The sequence below is a fragment of the Mycolicibacterium sp. SMGY-1XX genome (genome assembly GCF_059132455.1).
The window spans coordinates 2,938,947-2,956,535 of the sequence record NZ_CP101139.1; the positions used below are offsets into that span (position 1 = coordinate 2,938,947).

Below are 17,589 nucleotides of genomic sequence, written 5' to 3' on the forward strand. Positions count from 1 at the left end.
CCGCGGCTTGACCCTCACACCGATGTGAGGTCTTACGGTTCGCAGCATGACTTCAGAGACGTTGCCACCCTTCACCTACAGCCCCATTGTCGACCGGGCGCCGCTGCAGTGGCCGCATGATGCGGCCGTCGCTGTCTACGTGGGGCTCAACGTGGAGCATTTTGTGGCGGATCTGCCGTCTACCAGCATCTGGCCGGGCACCGCGGACTTGCGGCCCGACCCGTTGAACCACGGCTGGCGCGACTACGGCGCCCGAGTTGGCATCTGGCGCACCATCAGCGCGCTCGATGAGTTCGGACTGCGCGCCAGCACCCTGCTCAATTCCGATGTGGTGACGGCCTATCCGCAGATCCTGGAGGCGGGTCTGCAACGCGACTGGGCGTGGCTGGCGCATGGGCAGACCAACTCGCGGCTGCACACCGGTCACCGGGTGGACGACGAACGCCGCATCCTCTCGGAGATCGCCGAGACCATCACCTCGGCGACGGGACGTCGCCCGCTGGGCTGGATGGGGCCGGGGCTGACCGAAACGCACCACACGCCACGGCTGTTGGCCGAGTTGGGGTTTCAGTACTTGCTCGACTGGACCAACGACGACCAGCCCTACCGCTTGACCGTTCCGGGCATGCTCAGCGTGCCGTACTCCGTGGAGCTCAACGACCTGCTGCTGTTCGGAAAGGGATTGACTGGGCCGGATTTCGTCCAGATGGTCAAGGATCAGTACCAGCAACTGCGGGCCGAGGGTGGCCGGGTGCTGGCGCTGGCCCTGCATCCCTTCGTCATCGGACAACCATTCCGGCACCGATATCTCGTCGAGGCGCTCGGCTACCTGGCCGCACAACCGGACGCATGGCTTACCACCAGCGACGACATCGCCGCGCACTACGCGGCCACCGTCAGGGTTTGAGCCGGTTCCCGGTGCGGAACTTGTGGGCCAGGAAGCCACCGATGACGGCGGCGGCGCCGACGACCACCAGCAGGGCGAGCGAGGCCGAGATGTCCGCTTCGCCCACCATGCCATGGCGCAGCGCCTGCACCGCGTAGAAGACCGGATTGACGTAACTCAGCGACCGCCACGCCGGTGCCAGATCGTGCACGGAGTAGAACACCCCGCCCAGGAAACACAGGGGTTGCACGATCAGCACCTGGATGGCGGCGACGTGCTCCTGGGTCTGGTTGTACATCGCCGCGACCATCCCGGCCTGCGCCGACAGCAGCAGGACCGCGGCACCCGCGACGATCAGATACCCCGGGCGGGCGATGTGGGAGCCGGTCAACGGCATGGCGATGGCCAGGATCGCCGCCGAGATCAGGACACCGCGCACAATCGAGCCGAGCACCAACGCGAGGTTGATCTCCCACCACCGCAGGGGACTCGCGAGCACAGCGTTGATGAAGCGGTCCTTGCGCGCCTCGAACAGTGATGCGGAGCCCTGGATGTAACCCGCGGTGACCACCGCCAGCACCACCAGGCCGGGCAGGATGAACTGGCTGTAGGGGATGCCGCGGACCGCGTCGATGCGGCTGCCCAGCGCCAGCCCGAAGACGAAGACGAACAGCAGTGCGGCCAGCACCTGACCGGCGACTGTGTAATACCAGACTTTCATGTAGCGGACGATCTCGCGCTGCAGCAGCCACGTGAAGGCGGGTCGCTGGGCTCGGTACGGCCGGTCATAGGGGGTCAAAGGCGCAGTGCGAAGCCAGTTCTCGGTCACCACGTCACCTCCGCAGGTGGGCTGGCCATCGCCCGGGTGTACACCTCGGTGAGGTCGGCGGCGCCGAACGCCGCACGCAGTGCCGCGGCGCTGTCGCGCGAGATCACCTGACCCGCGCGGATCAACGCGATCTCGTCGCACAACGCTTCGGCCTCTTCCAGATAGTGGGTGGTGAGCAGGATGGTGTGGCCACCGCGGTGCAGGTCGCGCATGTAACCCCACAGATCGGCCCGCAGTTCCACATCGACTCCCGCGGTGGGCTCGTCGAGAATCAACAGCCGCGGGCGATTGATCAACGCGCGGGCCACCAGGAGCCGCCGTTGCATGCCGCCGGAGAGCTGGTTGGGCCGTTGCCGCGCTTTGTCGGCCAGACCGAGCAGTTCCAGCAGTTCGTCTGCGCGCCTGCGGGCTTCGCGGCGACCGAGGCCGTGGTAGCCGGCGTGATAGATCAGCACCTCCACGTTGGTGAGGAACCGGTCGAGGTTGACCTCCTGCTCGGCCAGGCCCACCAGCGAGCGTGCGGTGCGGGAATCATGCGGGTGCCCGAACACCCGGATCTCGCCGGCCGTGGGACGCAACAGGTTGCACGTCGCCGAGATCAGGGTGGACTTGCCGGCGCCGTTGGGGCCGAGCAGCCCGAAGAACGCGCCATCAGGGATGTCGAGATCCAAGCCGTGGAGCGCGGTGAAACCTGACGGGTACGTCTTGCGCAGGCCGCGGACGGTCAGCGCGCTCGGTGCCGATGGCACAGCGAAACCACCTCCAATTCATCCCGGGTGACGGTACCGGCTACCGGCACGCTGATTGTTAAGCGGGCACAACCGATTCCCGTAGCGCGACCCGGTTGTTCGGCCGACACCCGCGGGCCAGAATCGCCGGAACACTTCTTCGATCGAGGAGTCCCATGGCGCCACGGCGTGAGTATTTGAACCTTGTGCTGTTCGACCGGCCCAGCGGTTGGGCCGACAAGCAGGCGGCGTACGGGTCCACACCGGGTTCGGCGTTCGCGCGGATCGCCGATTTCGCCCAGCAGGCCGAACGTGCCAGGTTGGACGCCTTTTTCAAGGCCGATTTCCTGGGCTTCGACAAGAACAACATCATCAACGATCCCAGCCTCCTGGGTGAGCCGTTGGCGGTGACCGCGGCGCTGTCGTCGGTCACCGAGCGGATCGGGCTGGTGGTGACCGCGTCCACGTCGTTCTTCGAGCCCTACAACGTGGCTCGCCAGATCGCCACGTTGCACAACGTCAGCGGGGGACGTGCCGGGTGGAACGCCGTCACCTCGTTCAACGGTGAGGTGAACTTCGGGCCGAACATCCTGTTCGCCCCGACCGAGCGTTACACGCGGGCAACCGAATTCATCGAGGTTGTGGTCAAACTCTGGAACAGTTGGCAACCCGATGCCCTGACCTTCACCGATGGTGCGGCCCCCAGCGTGAACGCTGATCGCATCCACGACATCGAGCACGTGGGCAGGTACTACGCGGTGGAGCAGGCACTCGACGTGTCCCGCCTGGTCGATGACCTGCCCGTGGTGTTCCAGGCCGGGGCGTCGGAAGAAGGTATCCGGTTCGCGGCCCGGTTCGGTGAGGCGGTGTTCGTCGCCACCCCGGATCTGACGCACGCCCGCGCGTACTACGACAGCGTCAAGGCGCTGGTGGCCGACCAAGGCAGACATCCTGATTCACTGCGTGTACTCCCCGGGGTGCGCACCTATATCGCCGACACCGAAGCGCAGGCGTGGGACGAGTATCGCGAGGTGTTCAACGAACCGGACTACTACCAAGCCCGCCGCACCTTCGTGAAACGCGAGGCGCCCTCCCTGATCCTGGACGATCTGGAACTCGATGACGTGATTCCGGCCGAGCGGATACCGAGCCGGGAGTTGATGGCCACCAATCATCGCCGGGTGAGCCGGGGACTGTTGTTACGCGACCTCGTCACCGAGACCGAGGGCATCACCGTCCGGCAGTTCCTGCAACGGATCCGGGGTAGTGGGCACCTGGATGTGGTGGGCACCGCCGAGCAGGTGGCGGAGGTTTTCGCGGAGTGGTTCACCGTCCGTGCGTCTGACGGTTTCACCCTGCACGGCGGTAATTCGTTCGACCGGTTCACCGGCGAAGTGATCCCGCTACTGCAGGACAAGGGGCTGGTCCGGCGGGAGTACGAAGGGCAGACGCTGCGCCAGAATCTCGGCCTCGAGCCGTATCACCTGGCGCGGCGCCGTTCCTCGCTTCACGCGGTCTGACACGGCCCTCAGCGGGCGTAGGTCGCGAGTTGAGTCGATCGCACGATCGGCGCAAGCCCACGCACCTGGAGGAACTGCGCCGCGCGGGCTCGAATCTGGGCCATGTCATCGCGAAGCAGTCCGGCGCCTCCGCGGGCCACTACGGCTGCTGTGGTGGCGCGCACCGCGATCTCGTTGAGCACTGCGCGCCAATCCGGGTCGGTGAGGGGAGTGGCCACGGCGGTCTCGAGTTCGTCGGCGATGGCCAGCAGGGACGGATCAGCTGGATGTAGGCGAAGGGCATCGTCGAGTGCCGCCCGGGCCAGACCGTAGGCACCGACCGGAGGCAGGGCCGGCAGTTCAGCCGGATCGAGGTCGGTGTTGAGTTCGCGCGCACGCTGGAGTTCAGGGCGCACCGAACCGTCCTTGGCCTTCCACTCGTGAACCGGGATCACGGCCGTGACGAACTCGTCGCGCAGGAGGTACCCGTCCAGAGTCAGTGCGGCGGTGCGAGATCCGTACACCGCGGCCAACGGCAGCACTTCGCCGGTGATGCTCGGGTGATGGGTGTCGCCGATGCCGAACACGTAGGTCTCGGATCGTTCGTCGACGGCGCCGAGCCAGATCACATCGGTCAGGCCCCAGCCCGAATGCCACCCGATCACGCCGTCGATCCGGTAGCCACCGGCCACCCTGGTGGCCACGGTGCCTTGTCGCTGTGGCCATGACCGCAGATGTCCCATGCCGGCGCCGCCCAGGAGTTCACCCGCTGCCAGGTGTGGCAGCAACGCCAGGGTCGCGGGCGTGCCGGCCTTGAGGGCGGGAAGAACGGGGGCGTCGTGCTGGGTGACGATGGTGGCCGTGGACGGGCAGGCGCCGAACAGCAGTTCGTTGGCCGCGCTCTTCACCTGCTCGGGAATCTTTTTCCCGCCGTACTGAACGGGCACGAACCACCCGAAATACCCGACAGCGCCGAGGGCTTGGATATGTGAGCGCGGCACGGCGGTCCGATCGATCTCCACTGCCTGCGGTGCGATGACGTCGGCGACCACGCGGGCGAATTCGAGGTAGGCCGGATGTGTCCTGGGATCCGGCCGGCCCGCCGCGAGACCGGACTCAGCAGTGGCGTTCATGGTCATCAGATTTCCTCCTGAAAGGCCCAACGTTTGTATTCATGATTGGCGCCACAATTGCCGAGAACATGTAGTTGGCGCTAAACAGTTCGGGTACCGGAAATGGGGCAATTCATCTGCGAATCAAGGAGTCTCGCTCGGCTTCGCTCATGGTGAGTATATCCGTGGGTAACGATGGGCAATGGGTTTAAGTTCTCGATCAGCTGACCGTCAGTTCCACCGGAATCGATTCCGAATGGGCACGGTTACCAACGCTTTGTGAAATGGGGAAAATCATGGGTTGGAAAACACATCGAAGGCTTTCGAGCCTGTTGGCGGTGCCCTTACTGGCGGCACCGGTCCTGCTGGCCGGGTGCAGTGGTGGCAGTGGTGGCGACGACGGGGTGGTGACCTTCCGATTCGCCAAGTCGACGACGGAGCTGTCACTGGTCCGGATCGCCGATGAGTTGGGGTATTTCGACGACGCCGGGGTACGCCCGGAATACGTGGGCCCTGCCACTGCGGTACCGGCGGTGCAGCTGCTCGATCAGGGCGCCATCGACATCGCCACCGGCATGTTCAACAACGACATCGACGGCAAGGTGAAGGGCTTCAAGTTCACCGCCATCGCTTCGAGCATGCTCGATCTGCCGGATAAACCGCACATGGCCTACTTCACCAAAGCGGGTTCGGACATCACCAACGACAATCTGAAAGCCATCGAGGGCAAGACAATAGGCCTCAACGGCAACAACAGCTGCACGGATCTGGTGATCAAACGGTATCTGAAGAAAAACGGTGTGGACCTGTCCACGGTGAAGTTCCTGGAACTCAAGCCAGAGCTCATCGCGCCGGCCATCGAGCGCGGTGAAGTGGACCTCGGCGTCTTCCATCCGCCGCTGGTGGGCGTGCTGCTCAGCCAACCGGACAAGTTCACCCAGGCCTTCACCTCCTACGAGGACTGGGGTCCGCTGGGCGGCCAGGCGCCGTACGTCGCCAGCAACGCCTGGCTGCAGGAACATCCGGAGGCGGCGCGTGAACTCGTCGGCATCATCGCCAAGACGGCGAACTGGGCCAACGCCCACCCGAAGGAGTCCGCGGAGATCGCCGGCAAGACAACCGGATACCCCGTCGAACAGACCACCAACTGGCATTACGCCCCGAATGCGCTGTTGGACAAGGAGAGCCTGCAGTTGTGGTGGGACCTGGTCGCAGAGGTCGGCACCCCGCTGCCCGGCTCGGAGAACCTCAAGCCCGAGGACATCGCCACCAACGCATTCAACCCGTTTGCCACTTCCGCCGACCTGTTGGAGTCGCAGAAGCAGAACACCGCGATCCTCAGCGAGGAGCAGAACGACGGAGTGTTCCAGACCGATCTCGTGCACATCGACGGTATCGGGGAGCAGAAGTGACCGCCGGTCTGAGCGGGCGCGTCGAGCAGGAGACGCAGGCGCACACCGGCCGCCCGACCATCCAGGCCAGGCGGGTCACCAAGCTGTATCCGAAGCCGGGCTCGAAGTCGGCCAAGGACGCCACCGCGGTGCTCGACGGATTCAGCCTCCAGATCAACACCGGTGAATTCGTCTCCCTGCTGGGTCCCAGCGGCTGCGGGAAATCCACGTTCTTGAACATCCTTGCGGGACTGGACACCTACAACGGTGGGGCCGTGCTGGTGGACGGTAAACGTGTCGAGGGCGTCAACAAGAAGATCGGCGTCGTCTTCCAGGGGTACGCACTGTTCCCCTGGCTCACCGCACAGAAGAACGTCGAGGCCGGGCTCAAGATCCGTGGTGTCCCCAAACCCGAGCGCAAGCAGCGGGCCGCCCAGGTGTTGCAGACGGTGGGGCTGGAGGCCGCGGCCAACCGCTACCCGCACCAACTCTCGGGTGGTATGCGGCAACGCGTCGCGATCGCCCGCGTCCTGGCGTACGAGCCGGAGGTGCTGGTGTTCGATGAACCCTTTGCCGCACTCGATGCTCAGACTCGCGAGTTCCTGCAGGGTGAGCTGCTGCGCATCTGGGAAGCCGGTGAGACCAAGAAAACGATCCTGTTCGTCACGCACTCCATCGACGAGGCGATCTTCCTGTCCGACCGGATCGCGGTGATGACCCGGGCGCCCGGCCGGGTGAAAGAACTCATCGAGGTGGAGCTGCCGCGGCCCAGGGACAGCCATGCCAGGAACTCGGAGGAGTTCGCACACATCAGGTCCCGGGTGGCCGACGTTCTCGAAAGTGAGGTGCGCCTTGGCAATCTCAGTTGAGGACGAGGTCGACGAGGATCTGACGCCCCCCAAGGGGCCCAACCCGCTGCTCGCCAAGTACGGCAGGGTGATATTCGGCGCCATCGGCCTGGCCGGGTTCCTGTTCATCTGGTGGCTGGCGGTGGCCAGCGGGTATGTCAGCGATCTCTACCTCGCGACGCCGCAAGCGACCTTCTCGGCGTTCGTCGAGGGGCTGATCGACGGCACCCTGCGTTCGGAGATCTGGCCCAGCGTGCAACGGGCCTTGATCGGGTTCTCGATCGCGCTCGTCACCGGTATCGCGCTGGGCATCTTCGTCGGATCCTTCCGGATCTTCCAGACGCTGGCCGAGCCGGTGTTGTTGTTCTTCCGCAACCTGTCTCTGCTGGCGTTGCTGCCCGTGTTCGTCGTGTTCCTGGGCATCGGTGAGCAGTCGAAGGTCGCCATCGTGGTGTGGGCGTGCTTCTGGCCGATCTTCGTCAACGCGGTGGGTGCGGTCGGGGGAGTGGAACGCCTACTGCTGAACTCGGCCCGGGCGCTGGGGGCCGGACGGTGGTACACGTTCGTTCACGTGGTACTCCCCGCAGCCATTCCGTCGATCTTCCCCGGCATCCGGTTGGCCGCAGCCAACGCGTTCACCGCATTGGTGGCCGCGGAATTGGTCGGCGGCGCACAGGGTATCGGGATCTACATCAACAATGCCGCGCTGAGGTATCAGACCCCGCAGATGTACGCGGGCATCCTGGCCCTCGGTCTGATCGGAATCCTGGTCAACGCCATCATGACCGGAGTCGAGTGGCGGGTCACCAAATGGCAGCGGGGATTGACCAGCAGGTGACAGACACGAAACTCACCCGAAATCCTCGCATTTCGGGTGAGTTTCGTGTCCGCCGCGGGCTCAGTAGTTCACCGTGCCGAGCAGCCCGCCGCCGACCGCCACCGCATCGCCGGTGATGCTGACGCTGCGGGGTGAGGCCAGGAAAGCCACCACGTCGGCGACCTCGGTGGCATCGACCACCCGGCCGATGGCGTTGTTGGCGGGCTGGCCCTCCCAGCTCTTGGTCTCGGTGCGGGTCTGCCCCGGGTGCACCACGGTGACATTGACGCCGTGCGGGCCGAGTTCGTCGGCCAGGTTCTTGGTCAGCGCTGCCACACTCACGTTACGGATACTGCGCACGATCGAATGTGTCTGCCGGTAGCCCAAGCCGCTGACGTTGATGATCCGTCCCCAGCCCTGGGCAACCAGATGCGGGGCGACGGCCCGGGCGGTGCGCAGATAGCCGACCACCTTGACGTTCACGTCGCCCCAGAACGCCTCGTCGGTGGTACCGGCCAGGTCGGGGAAACCCGCCCCGATGCTCTGGTTGGAGGCGTTGTTGACCAGGATGTCGATACCGCCGAGCTCCTCGACGGCCCTGGCCACCAACGCCTTCACCGATTCGTCGTCACCGGTGTCGGTGACCACCGCGACGGCGCGGCGGCCGCTGCGTTCGGCCACTTCGGCGGCCGCCTTCTCCAGGGCCTCCTGCCCCCGGGCGGCAAGCACCACGTCCACGCCCTCTGCGGCCAACGCGTGTGCGATCGCCAGGCCGATGCCCTTGCTGCCGCCGGTGATGATCGCGCGCTTGCCGGTCAGTTGCAGATCCACTGTCTCTCCTTCGATTCGTTCACCGGGTCAGAAGAACGCGCCGTTGGGCAATGCCGCCCCGGTGATCTCGTGGGCGCCGATCGCCCTGGCTTTGTAGGTCTTCGGGTTGTGCGCCGACAGGGTACGGATGTTGCGCCAGTGCCGGTCCAGGTGGGAGCTCTGTCGCGCCGCGGTGCCGCCGCCCACGTCGAACAGGTCACCGGCGGCGCGCAGCGCGATCTCGTCCACCACCACTTTGGCTTTCGCGGCGCGCAGGGCGGCTTGCAGGGACAGCTCGGCTTCGTCGGCGCTGCCGTGCGCGGCGTACGCCTTCGAGAGTGACTCGGCGGCCGTGAGCACCAGGGCCTCGGCGGTGAAGGCCTGGCTGGACAGCTGACCGACCGTCTGCTGCAGAATCGGGTCATCAACCGGCTGATCGGAGGCGGCGTGGTAGAACGTGCGCTGTTTCGCGCGCACCAGTGCGGCGGCGTCACGGGTGACCCGGCGCAGGATGCCCGCGATCACCGCCGTCAGGAACAGCTGTGGGAACGTCGCCGAGTACGGCAACTCGCCGTAATACGCACCCGTGCTCAAGAACTCGGACTCGTCGACGGCGACATTCTCGAAGCGGGTGGTGCCGCTGCCGGTGAAGCGCTGACCGATCCCGTCCCAGTCCCGCTCGAGGGTCACCCCGTCGCGGTCGGCGGGCACCACCACCCGGACAGGTTTCCCGTCGGGCCCGGTGGCGCCCACCACAAGGTAGTTGGCGTGCAGGTTGCCGGTGCTGTAGAACTTCGCGCCGGACAGCCGTAAACCGTCCGGCCCGGTGGTGACGGTGGTCTCGAACCGCTGGTCGCGCCGGCCCGCCTGTTTGCGACTCAATTCCGTGGAAGCCAGCCCGAACAGCTTGCCTGCGCGCACCTGGTCGAGCCAGCGGCTGTCGGTGGTGTCGCTGCGACGCAACAGTGTCTCGGTGAAGTTCAGATGGTTTCGGATGCTGTGTGCGACGTTGGGGTCGACCTCACCGAGCGCGATCACCGTCGCGAAGAGCTCGGTCAACGTGGCGCCACCACCACCGCCATCCACCGGTAGGCGCAGCGCGCCGAGCCGAGACTGGCGCAGCACCTCGAACTCGTCGAACGGGTGCCGGTTCTCGCGGTCGCGGTCCACCACGCCGGCGTCGATGTAGGCGAGCAGCTGCGCCAGCTCAGGGGATCCGTACGATACCGGTTTGTCGAAAACTGGTGTCGACGACGTTGTTTCGGCTTCGGTGATGGTCATGGTGTTACTTCCTCACTGATCAGGGTTGAAAGGGCACGTGGGCGGAGATGAACTTGCCCTGGTAGGTCGTCGCCAGATAGTCGGCCACCTCCTTGCTCTCCAGCGCGTGCGCAAGCTCGGAGACCCGCGGATCGCCCGCCAGCCGGGACGGTGCCACCAGCACCCGCGCGTAGGGGTTGCCCGGGCCGGGTTCGATGGCCAGGGCGTCGCGCGCCGGCACCAGGCCGATGGCGGTCGCGGTGGTCGGGTCGAGCACCACCGCGTCGTAGTTCTGGTAGATGTCCTCGGCGTATTCGTCGAAGTCGAGGCCCCGGATATCCAGATGGCGTTGTGATTCCAGCACGTTGGCCTGCCCGATCGAGAGATCGGCGACCGTCACCCCACCGAACGGCCGGTCCAGTTTCGCCAGGTCGACCGTCTGCAACAGGTAGAGGGCACGGGCGAAACCCGCTGCAGTCTGCGGAACGGCGACGATGGCGCCGTGCGGCAGGCTGTGCCCGGTGACCTTGTCCTCGACCAGCCCGGCGTTCACCCAGTCCTCGGTGGGCGCAACGTCTTTCCACTTCGACGAGTACAGCGCATACGGCGCGACGTCGACCTTGGACACCACACTTAGCGTGTCGAGCCCGTTGGCCTCCTGGTTGCCCAGGAACGCGGGCTGGGTTTGGAAGAAGGCCAGATCGGCCTTCTGGTCGACCACCTGCCGATTGGCATCCGCTGCGGCATCGGTCAACTCGAGCGTCACACCGGGCGCCAGCTTCTGCTCGGCCACGAACTCGAGGACGTCGCGATAGCCCTCACCGCCGACCTGGATCCGTAACACCCCGGCCGAACCCGCACCCTCGGAGTAGGTGACCGGGACCTCGTTCGAGCACGCGGTCGCCGCCACCACCAGCAACAGGGTCGCGATGATGTGTGTCAGTTTCATCTCAGAGCACCTCGTAGTAGAACGACGCCAGTCTCGGCGCACCGCCATCGGCGAAACGCACCGTCACCTTCCATTGGCCTGCCGCCGGCACGATCAGGCCCTCACTGCGCCAGCTCGGGGCAGTCCCGTCCGACGGCGCCGGGGTCATGCGCACCGGCAGCCGCGCCACATTCGCGGCGGCCGAGGACAGTTCGACACCCACCTCGGTATTCGGGCCCGCGCCGGAGATGGTCACCACCTGAGCGCCGCGCCGGACCGTGTTGATGTCGACGTCCAGGACCTCGGAACCGCCGAAATCCAGTCGGGTCGCGACGGTGGTGGTGTAGCTGTCCTTCGCCGGTGTCAGCGACGACAGCGAGGACGTCACCGCGATGACCGCCAGCGCCGTCACCGCTTCGGCCCACACCACCCGGCGGCCGGCGCCGGAGCTCCGGCGCAGCGCCCGGTAGGCCGCGTAGCCGGCCGCCGCGGTGGCGGCGACCAGCACCACCTTCACCACCAGGGTCAGGCCGTACGACGTGGTGGCCAGTGCATTGACCGGCCGTACCTGCAGCACGCCCAGGATGGTCCCGGCCAGCACCACCAGCCCGACGTGCAGCACGGCCACCCGGTGCCAACGACCGAGTTGCGGAACGTTTCTCGTCACCACCAGGAGGACCGCGAGCCCGCCGAGCCACACCGCGATGGCGTAGACATGCAACACTGTGGCGACCAGTGGCAGCGGCCAGAACTCGGTGGCGGCGCCGTGCCCGCCCAGGCTCACGGCCGTCACCGCTGCCAGCGCATGCACACTTGCCAGTGGTGCTGTCGCAGCGGCGGTCCGCGCCGCTGAAACCGCACAGACCACACTGAAACCGGTGGCGACCAGCAGGGTGATCCCGAACGGGGTGCCGGCAATGGTGCTCACCGATGTCCACGATGCGTTGCCCAGCCCGCCGGCCTGCTCGGCCACCAGAACGGCGAAGCGGCCCAGGAGCCCAACAACGAAAAGCGCCAACCCGATTCGGTACACCACCCGGAACCGTCGGGAGGCAGCCACGCCGGGAAACGCCCAGCGAACGGCCAGAAACAGCCCGGCCGACAGGATGAGCCCGAGATAGCTCACCGCTTTGATCGGCAGCAGCGTCGTGCGGTCCACCACCGCGCCACCACCGTCCAGTGCGCCCCAGTCGCCCTGGGCAGCCACCTCGCCCACCGTGAAACGGATCGACAGCGACACCACGTGCGTGTCGGCTGACACCACCCGGGCCGTCGCCAGGTACGCGCCGTCAGGCAACGCCTCCTGCAGCTCGAGGACGATGCGCCGGTGCGCGTCCTCGAGGCGCGGCGGTGCCAGCGGATAGCGCGCGCCGTCGGCGTCGATGAGTTGTGTGGATCCCTCGACCAGGGACACCGCTTCGCTGAGATCGAAGGTGAGTGACGCGGGCGAGGCGTCCAACGGCGCCCCGTCGGCGGGGACACTGGAGACCACCGTGGCGTGTGCGTTCGCCGGCGCCGCGGTGCCGACCAGCCCTGCCAACGCCACCACCATCACCAGCCACCCCGAGATCGCGCAGCGCAGCGCGTTACGAGCCGGCACCACGGGTACGGCGCAGCACCAGGGCCAGTGCCGCGGCAGTGCCGAGTGCGATGACCAGACTCACCGCCGATGTGGCCCGCCACCACCAGGATTCACCCTGCGCCGGGGCTGCGGCGGCGTGGGACTCGGCCGTATCGTGGTCGGCCAGAGGTGTGGCCGCGGCAGCCGGAGCGTTGTGGCCGTGTCCCTGTTCGGGAGCGCCGAGCGTGACCACCGGCGCGGGATACTCCGGTTCGGTGGCGGTGTCGAGCGCGATCTCGTTCCAGGACACCGTTGATCCGTCGCTGTAGGCCTGATCCGACAACAACGCCACGGTGTCGACGTCCTCGGGCCAGGGTCCCGCGGAAAAGGTGAACTGGCCGAATTCCTTGGGCTTGACCCCATTCGCCGGATCGACGGCCCGCCAGACGATGCGGGCCACCCGCTCGCTGTCACCGGCGGGTTCGGTTTCGACGGCCGCGGTCCACCCGGGAATGGGCAGTGTCCGGGCGGCCAGCAGATCGACGCCGTCAGGAATCGTCACGGTCAGCCCGACGGTCGAGGCATCGGCGGATTCGGTGGGCACCGTCAGCCGGACGATGCCGTATCCGCCTTTGGCGGGCGGTTGGCTCTGGTCCACACTCACGTGTGCGGCCGCCGAACCGGCGTTGGCCAGGGTGCCGAGCCCCAATAGTGCCGTGGCGGCAAGCAGAGTGAGATGTCTGCGCATGGTGGCTAGTCCCAGTTCTCGGCGATCAGCCGGTAGGAGGTGGTGCGATCTTCTGGTGAGTAGACGATGGTGCTGATCAGCAGTTCGTCGGCGGACACACTGTCGGTCAGGGCACGCAGCCGATCGACGACGTAGCCGGGATCGCCGGCATAGCTCAGCGCACGCGAATCGGCGAACTTCGGGTTGTCCGGCACCACGAAACCGGCGTCGGTGGGCGGTTCCGACGGCAGGTAGGCGCCCCGCAGACGCAGACTGGCCAGCGTGCGCAGGAACGTCTCTTCCAGGCGGCGGCCCTGTGCGGTGGTCTCTGCGGCGATGGCGTGCGCCGACACCCCGACGTACGGGGAGTGCAGACGCTTCGACGGTTGGAAGTTCTCGCGGTAGCGCCGCACCGTTGCCACGATGTCGTTCTTGACGCTGTGCGCATTGACGTACAACGGCAGGCCGAACTTCGCCGCGATGGTTGCGCTGTAGCCGGATTCGCCACCGAAGACCGCCAGTCCCAGGTCCTCCTGATAAGCCGGGGACACCCGGTACTCCTCACCACCGACCACCGCCACCGGGCGCTCCAGATGGTTGAGGATCTCCCGGATCCGCGACTCGTCGTCGGGAACGGTCAAGGGTGCACTGGACAGGTAACCGAGCAACTCGAACAGGAAATCCGAACCACCCGCAGGCACCTCGACGTCACGTTCCTGGGTGCCGGGCACCGCGGTGACCGCCGCCAGTACCTCGCTGATCTCCCGGTACGGTGCCGTGCGCCCGTAACCCTGTTTGGACCGCCCCAGGCCCAGCACCACACGACCCGGTGCCACTGCCGCCAGCGACCCGAACTCCTCCGCCACCTCGAGGCTGGTGTGGAACGGCAGCACCGTGGCTGCCGAGCCGAGTTTGATCCGCGAGGTGGCGCCGATGGCCAGCGCGATCAGGATCGCCGGCGCCGAGGACGCGCGGCCCTGGTCGAGGTGGTGTTCGGCGAACCAATAGGCGCCATACCCCAGCCCTTCCACCTCGCGGGCCAGGGCGACACTGCTGTTGATCGCGTCACCGGCGCTGCTGCCGCGGGGGATGGGCACCTGGTCGAGTACCGACAGGGAGGTCATGGTGTGTCCGATCTATTTGCTGGTGATACCGAGTTGCCAAGCGGTGACGCGCTTTTCGACGGCCGCAAGGATGAGGTTGAGCGTCACGCCGATGATGCCGAGCACCACGATTCCCGAGTACATCGACGGGATCTGGTAACCCTCCTGGCTCGAGCGGATGTAGATGCCGATGCCCTCGGTGGCGCCGAGATACTCCGCGGCCACCAGTGCGGTGAACGAGTACGACGCGGCCAACCGGATACCCGGGAAGATGTTGGGGATCGAGGCGGGCAGAACCACCCTGGTGAAGATGTAGAGCCGTCCTGCACCGAGGGTGCGGGCCGCGTTGACCAGGATCTTCTCGACGCCCTTCACGGCGTTGACGGTGCTGATGAACACCGGCCAGAACGCCGCCCAGGTGACGATGGCGACCTTCGACTCCTCACCGATCCCGAAGAACAGCAGAAACACCGGGAACAGCGCCAGGATGGACAGGCTCCTAAAGAACAGCAGAAGCGGGTCGAAAGCCTTCTCCAACACCCGGATCGAGCCCACCAGGATGCCCAGGATCACGCCGAGGCTGGAGCCGATCAGGAATCCGGACAGGCCGCGGCGCAAGCTGGGCCACACCTGTTCACGCAGATCGCCGCCGCTGGACAGGCCCTCGATGAGCTGGCCGAAAACCACCTGCGGCGGGGAGAGGAACTTCGGGTCCAGGACGCCGGTGGCGGTGGCCAGCCACCAGGCGAACAGGAAACCCGCCACCCCGACGACGCCGTAGAGGTACTTGTCGTATTTGGCCAGGCGGGCGCGCCACAGCGGGGGAGGCTGTTTCGGCGGCGGGCCGACGGTTTCGGCGCGGGTTACCGGAGCCGGTTCAGTTGTTACCAACTTCGACCTCCTCTTTGAGGATCTGTGCCACCTGGCCGCGGATGCGGCCGAACTCGGCGCTGGCGCGTGAGTCGTCGTTGCGGGGGCGGGGCAAGTTCACATCGATCAGGGACTTGACCCGTCCGGGCCGTTTGGTCATCACCGCGATCCGGTCGGACAGGAAGATGGCCTCGTCGATCGAATGTGTCACGAAGACAACAGTTTTCTTGGAGGTGCCGGGGTTCTTCGACGTGCCCGATTCCCAGATCCGCAGCAGCTCGTTCTGCAGGAACTCGCGGGTCTGGGCGTCCAGGGCCGCGAACGGTTCGTCGAGCACCAGCACATCGGGGTCATAGGCCAGCGACCGCGCGATCGCCACCCGTTGCCGCATACCGCCGGACAGCCGGTGTGGCAGGTGGTGGGCGAAGCTCTCCAGGCCGACCGTCTTGAGGATTCGCTCGGAGGTGGCCTTGCGTTCGTCGGCGGGTACCGAGCGGACCTTCAGACCCACTTCCACGTTCTTCTGCACCGAAAGCCAGGGGAACAGGGCGTAACTCTGGAACACCACTCCGACGTTCTTGCTGACACCGCGTATTTCGGCGCCGTCGAGCAGCAGTGCGCCTCCGTCATAGGTCTCGAGGCCGGCCAGGATGTTCAGGAAGGTGGACTTGCCGCAGCCGCTGGGACCCAGTAGCGCAAGGAATTCACCTTCCCGGATGTCGAGGTCGAAACCTCGTAACACCTCGGTGATCCCGCTCTTGACGCCCTTGCCGACGTGTGGGTATTCCTTGTGCAGGTTCTGCGCGCGGATCTTGACCGCCTGCCCGGCCGCGTCGGCGCTCAGATCGTCGATCACCGGTTGAGTCATGTCTGTGCTCCTTGTCGTCCGACATGTGATGACGGGTGGCGCGGGCCCCTCCTGCACCGCGCCACCCGCCTCGCCAGGTGCTCTTCGGCGTCAGATCTCGCCGTCGGTGAGCACCTCGGTGTTATCCGCCTGCGACTTGATCAGCGCGGGGGATTTGGCATACGGGTTGTACTCATTGGTGGCGATGTCTTCGGGCTTCAGCGCGGCTTCCTCGGGGGTCAGCGTGCCGACACGCTCGGCCAGGCCCCACCAGAACCCGGTCTGTTCCTCATCGAGGATCAGGTTGTTGGCGTAATAGTGCTTGGTCACCTGCTCCTTGGGCAGACCGGTCAAGCGCGCGACGGTCTCCCGGTACTCCTCGGGGTGGGCGTTGGCCCAGTTGGCCACCTTGCCCAGGATCCCGATGAACTCCCGGGTCTGCTCGGGGTACTTGCGAATGAACTTGCCGCTGGCACTGATGGGCGCGAGGCCGCCGTCCTCACCGGAATTGTCGTAGTCGGAGAACGCCACCCTCAGCGCCGGATCGGTGCGCAGCACCCCGTTGAGCGGTGGATGGATGACCGCCAGGTCCACTTCCCCCTGCTCCAATGCTTGGGGCATCTGACTCTCGGACTGGGTCAGGAACTTGACTTTGGTGATGTCGACGTCGTTCTTGACCAGGTAGTCCTTCAGGATGAACTCGGCGCAGCCCTTCAGCGAGTTCAGCGAGACCGTCTTGCCCTCCAGCTGTTTGAGATTGGAGCCGTTCAGGTCGGAGTCCGAGCGCACGAAGTACTCCATGTGCGGCTCGTCCTGGGTGGTGTAGGTCCGCGATGCGATGACCTTCAGGTCAACTCCGGCGGCGACGGCCGACAGCGAACGGTTGAACATGAACGACGCGAACGTGATGTCGCCGGTGCCCAGCAGCGCTGGGATCTGCCCGGAATCGACCGCACCGAGATACTCCGGCCGGATACTTGCGTTGTCCCACAGCCCGAACTCGTCGGCGAGCTTCACCAGCGACGGCGCTTTCGGGTCCTCCGACCACTTGAAGTAGACGGGATTGTTGGGATCGGCCGGTACCACTTCCTCGGAGCCGGCCGCGTCGGCCGACTCGTTGGACGAGCACCCCACGAACGTGGTGGCGGCCAGAGTCGCCACCACCAGTGCCACCGACGCACGGCGGAAGCGAGTGCGCACCTTGGGATGCGCTGTGGAGATGGTCATGAGTACCTTCCCTGGGCGGTCAGAGCTGAGGTGGATTTGTTAGGCTCAACGGTGAGCGAGAGCTGCCGGACGACAAAGCAATTCCGGCTACCGGATCAGTTAAGTTCTGCTACGAAGTTTCGTTGTCAACCAGTGCGTTTCGAGAA

Annotated in this window: 17 protein-coding genes; 5 read left to right on the forward strand and 12 right to left on the reverse strand. The window is 66.0% G+C overall.

Annotation, left to right across the window (positions count from 1 at the left end; all coding sequences use genetic code 11):
• Positions 1-46: 46 nt before the first annotated feature.
• Positions 47-907, forward strand: coding sequence for a polysaccharide deacetylase family protein (locus NL241_RS14475; protein ID WP_494397902.1), 861 nt, complete (start codon positions 47-49; stop codon positions 905-907).
• Here the strand turns inward: NL241_RS14475 and NL241_RS14480 are convergent.
• Both NL241_RS14480 and NL241_RS14485 read right to left on the reverse strand, forming a co-directional pair.
• On the reverse strand, positions 897-1,715 hold the full coding sequence (locus NL241_RS14480; protein ID WP_487692474.1) for an ABC transporter permease: 819 nt from the start codon (positions 1,713-1,715) through the stop codon (positions 897-899). The two genes, NL241_RS14475 and NL241_RS14480, sit on opposite strands and share 11 nt — an antisense overlap.
• On the reverse strand, positions 1,712-2,464 hold the full coding sequence (locus NL241_RS14485) for an ABC transporter ATP-binding protein (protein ID WP_487692475.1): 753 nt from the start codon (positions 2,462-2,464) through the stop codon (positions 1,712-1,714). Before NL241_RS14485 ends, NL241_RS14480 begins: the two co-directional genes overlap by 4 nt.
• Positions 2,465-2,619: 155 nt before the next feature.
• Between NL241_RS14485 and NL241_RS14490 the strand changes: the two genes are divergently transcribed.
• Positions 2,620-3,963, forward strand: a complete 1,344-nt coding sequence (locus tag NL241_RS14490) for an NtaA/DmoA family FMN-dependent monooxygenase (protein ID WP_487692476.1) — start codon at positions 2,620-2,622, stop codon at positions 3,961-3,963.
• An 8-nt stretch (positions 3,964-3,971) separates the two neighbouring features.
• On the opposite strand, the gene NL241_RS14495 is transcribed toward NL241_RS14490, so the two are convergent.
• Positions 3,972-5,075, reverse strand: a complete 1,104-nt coding sequence (locus NL241_RS14495) for an acyl-CoA dehydrogenase family protein (RefSeq protein ID WP_487692477.1) — start codon at positions 5,073-5,075, stop codon at positions 3,972-3,974.
• A 317-nt stretch (positions 5,076-5,392) separates the two neighbouring features.
• Between NL241_RS14495 and NL241_RS14500 the strand changes: the two genes are divergently transcribed.
• Genes NL241_RS14500 through NL241_RS14510 form a run of 3 tightly spaced genes read left to right on the forward strand, consistent with a single transcriptional unit; the run spans position 5,393 to position 8,131 of the window.
• Complete coding sequence (locus NL241_RS14500; RefSeq protein ID WP_487692478.1) at positions 5,393-6,466, forward strand: ABC transporter substrate-binding protein; 1,074 nt, start codon at positions 5,393-5,395, stop codon at positions 6,464-6,466.
• A complete protein-coding gene (locus NL241_RS14505; protein WP_487692479.1) occupies positions 6,463-7,314 on the forward strand; it encodes an ABC transporter ATP-binding protein in 852 nt (283 codons plus the stop codon). The genes NL241_RS14500 and NL241_RS14505 overlap by 4 nt, the downstream gene beginning before the upstream one ends.
• Entirely contained in the window at positions 7,298-8,131 is an 834-nt protein-coding gene (locus NL241_RS14510) for an ABC transporter permease (RefSeq protein WP_487692480.1), read from the forward strand. Before NL241_RS14505 ends, NL241_RS14510 begins: the two co-directional genes overlap by 17 nt.
• 60 nt (positions 8,132-8,191) lie before the next feature.
• Here NL241_RS14510 and NL241_RS14515 read toward each other — a convergent pair whose 3' ends face one another.
• The 9 genes from NL241_RS14515 to NL241_RS14555 all read right to left on the reverse strand — a co-directional run bounded on the left by NL241_RS14515 (position 8,192) and on the right by NL241_RS14555 (position 17,443).
• On the reverse strand, positions 8,192-8,941 hold the full coding sequence (locus tag NL241_RS14515) for an SDR family NAD(P)-dependent oxidoreductase (RefSeq protein WP_494397903.1): 750 nt from the start codon (positions 8,939-8,941) through the stop codon (positions 8,192-8,194).
• 27 nt (positions 8,942-8,968) lie between these two features.
• Positions 8,969-10,201 carry an acyl-CoA dehydrogenase family protein gene (locus NL241_RS14520; protein ID WP_494397904.1) on the reverse strand — a complete coding sequence of 411 codons (1,233 nt, stop codon included), beginning with the start codon at positions 10,199-10,201 and terminating at the stop codon, positions 8,969-8,971.
• Positions 10,202-10,220: 19 nt separating this feature from the next.
• Entirely contained in the window at positions 10,221-11,129 is a 909-nt protein-coding gene (locus NL241_RS14525; protein ID WP_494397905.1) for a MetQ/NlpA family ABC transporter substrate-binding protein, read from the reverse strand.
• 1 nt (position 11,130) lies between these two features.
• The gene (locus NL241_RS14530; RefSeq protein WP_494397906.1) at positions 11,131-12,708 is read right to left on the reverse strand and encodes a copper resistance CopC/CopD family protein; all 1,578 of its coding nucleotides are present in this window, start codon (positions 12,706-12,708) and stop codon (positions 11,131-11,133) included.
• Positions 12,695-13,417, reverse strand: a complete 723-nt coding sequence (locus NL241_RS14535) for a YcnI family copper-binding membrane protein (RefSeq protein ID WP_487692485.1) — start codon at positions 13,415-13,417, stop codon at positions 12,695-12,697. Before NL241_RS14535 ends, NL241_RS14530 begins: the two co-directional genes overlap by 14 nt.
• A 5-nt stretch (positions 13,418-13,422) precedes the next feature.
• Positions 13,423-14,520 (reverse strand): LLM class flavin-dependent oxidoreductase, encoded by a 1,098-nt coding sequence (locus tag NL241_RS14540; RefSeq protein WP_487692486.1) that lies wholly within the window; start codon positions 14,518-14,520, stop codon positions 13,423-13,425.
• A 12-nt stretch (positions 14,521-14,532) separates the two neighbouring features.
• Entirely contained in the window at positions 14,533-15,390 is an 858-nt protein-coding gene (locus NL241_RS14545) for an ABC transporter permease (RefSeq protein WP_487692487.1), read from the reverse strand.
• Positions 15,377-16,237: an ABC transporter ATP-binding protein gene (locus NL241_RS14550; RefSeq protein ID WP_487692488.1), complete on the reverse strand. Its 861-nt coding sequence runs from the start codon at positions 16,235-16,237 to the stop codon at positions 15,377-15,379. Before NL241_RS14550 ends, NL241_RS14545 begins: the two co-directional genes overlap by 14 nt.
• A 90-nt stretch (positions 16,238-16,327) precedes the next feature.
• Positions 16,328-17,443 carry an ABC transporter substrate-binding protein gene (locus tag NL241_RS14555; RefSeq protein WP_494397907.1) on the reverse strand — a complete coding sequence of 372 codons (1,116 nt, stop codon included), beginning with the start codon at positions 17,441-17,443 and terminating at the stop codon, positions 16,328-16,330.
• Between the last annotated feature and the right edge of the window lie 146 nt (positions 17,444-17,589).

Bases quoted from the DNA above. Each gene is read 5' to 3' on its own strand.
- NL241_RS14475 (WP_494397902.1), top strand. From the start codon at position 47: ATGACTTCAGAGACGTTGCCACCCTTCACCTACAGCCCCATTGTCGAC.
- NL241_RS14490 (WP_487692476.1), top strand. From the start codon at position 2,620: ATGGCGCCACGGCGTGAGTATTTGAACCTTGTGCTGTTCGACCGGCCC.
- NL241_RS14495 (WP_487692477.1), bottom strand. From the start codon at position 5,075: ATGAACGCCACTGCTGAGTCCGGTCTCGCGGCGGGCCGGCCGGATCCC.
- NL241_RS14520 (WP_494397904.1), bottom strand. From the start codon at position 10,201: ATGACCATCACCGAAGCCGAAACAACGTCGTCGACACCAGTTTTCGAC.
- NL241_RS14525 (WP_494397905.1), bottom strand. From the start codon at position 11,129: ATGAAACTGACACACATCATCGCGACCCTGTTGCTGGTGGTGGCGGCG.
- NL241_RS14535 (WP_487692485.1), bottom strand. From the start codon at position 13,417: ATGCGCAGACATCTCACTCTGCTTGCCGCCACGGCACTATTGGGGCTC.
- NL241_RS14540 (WP_487692486.1), bottom strand. From the start codon at position 14,520: ATGACCTCCCTGTCGGTACTCGACCAGGTGCCCATCCCCCGCGGCAGC.
- NL241_RS14550 (WP_487692488.1), bottom strand. From the start codon at position 16,237: ATGACTCAACCGGTGATCGACGATCTGAGCGCCGACGCGGCCGGGCAG.
- NL241_RS14555 (WP_494397907.1), bottom strand. From the start codon at position 17,443: ATGACCATCTCCACAGCGCATCCCAAGGTGCGCACTCGCTTCCGCCGT.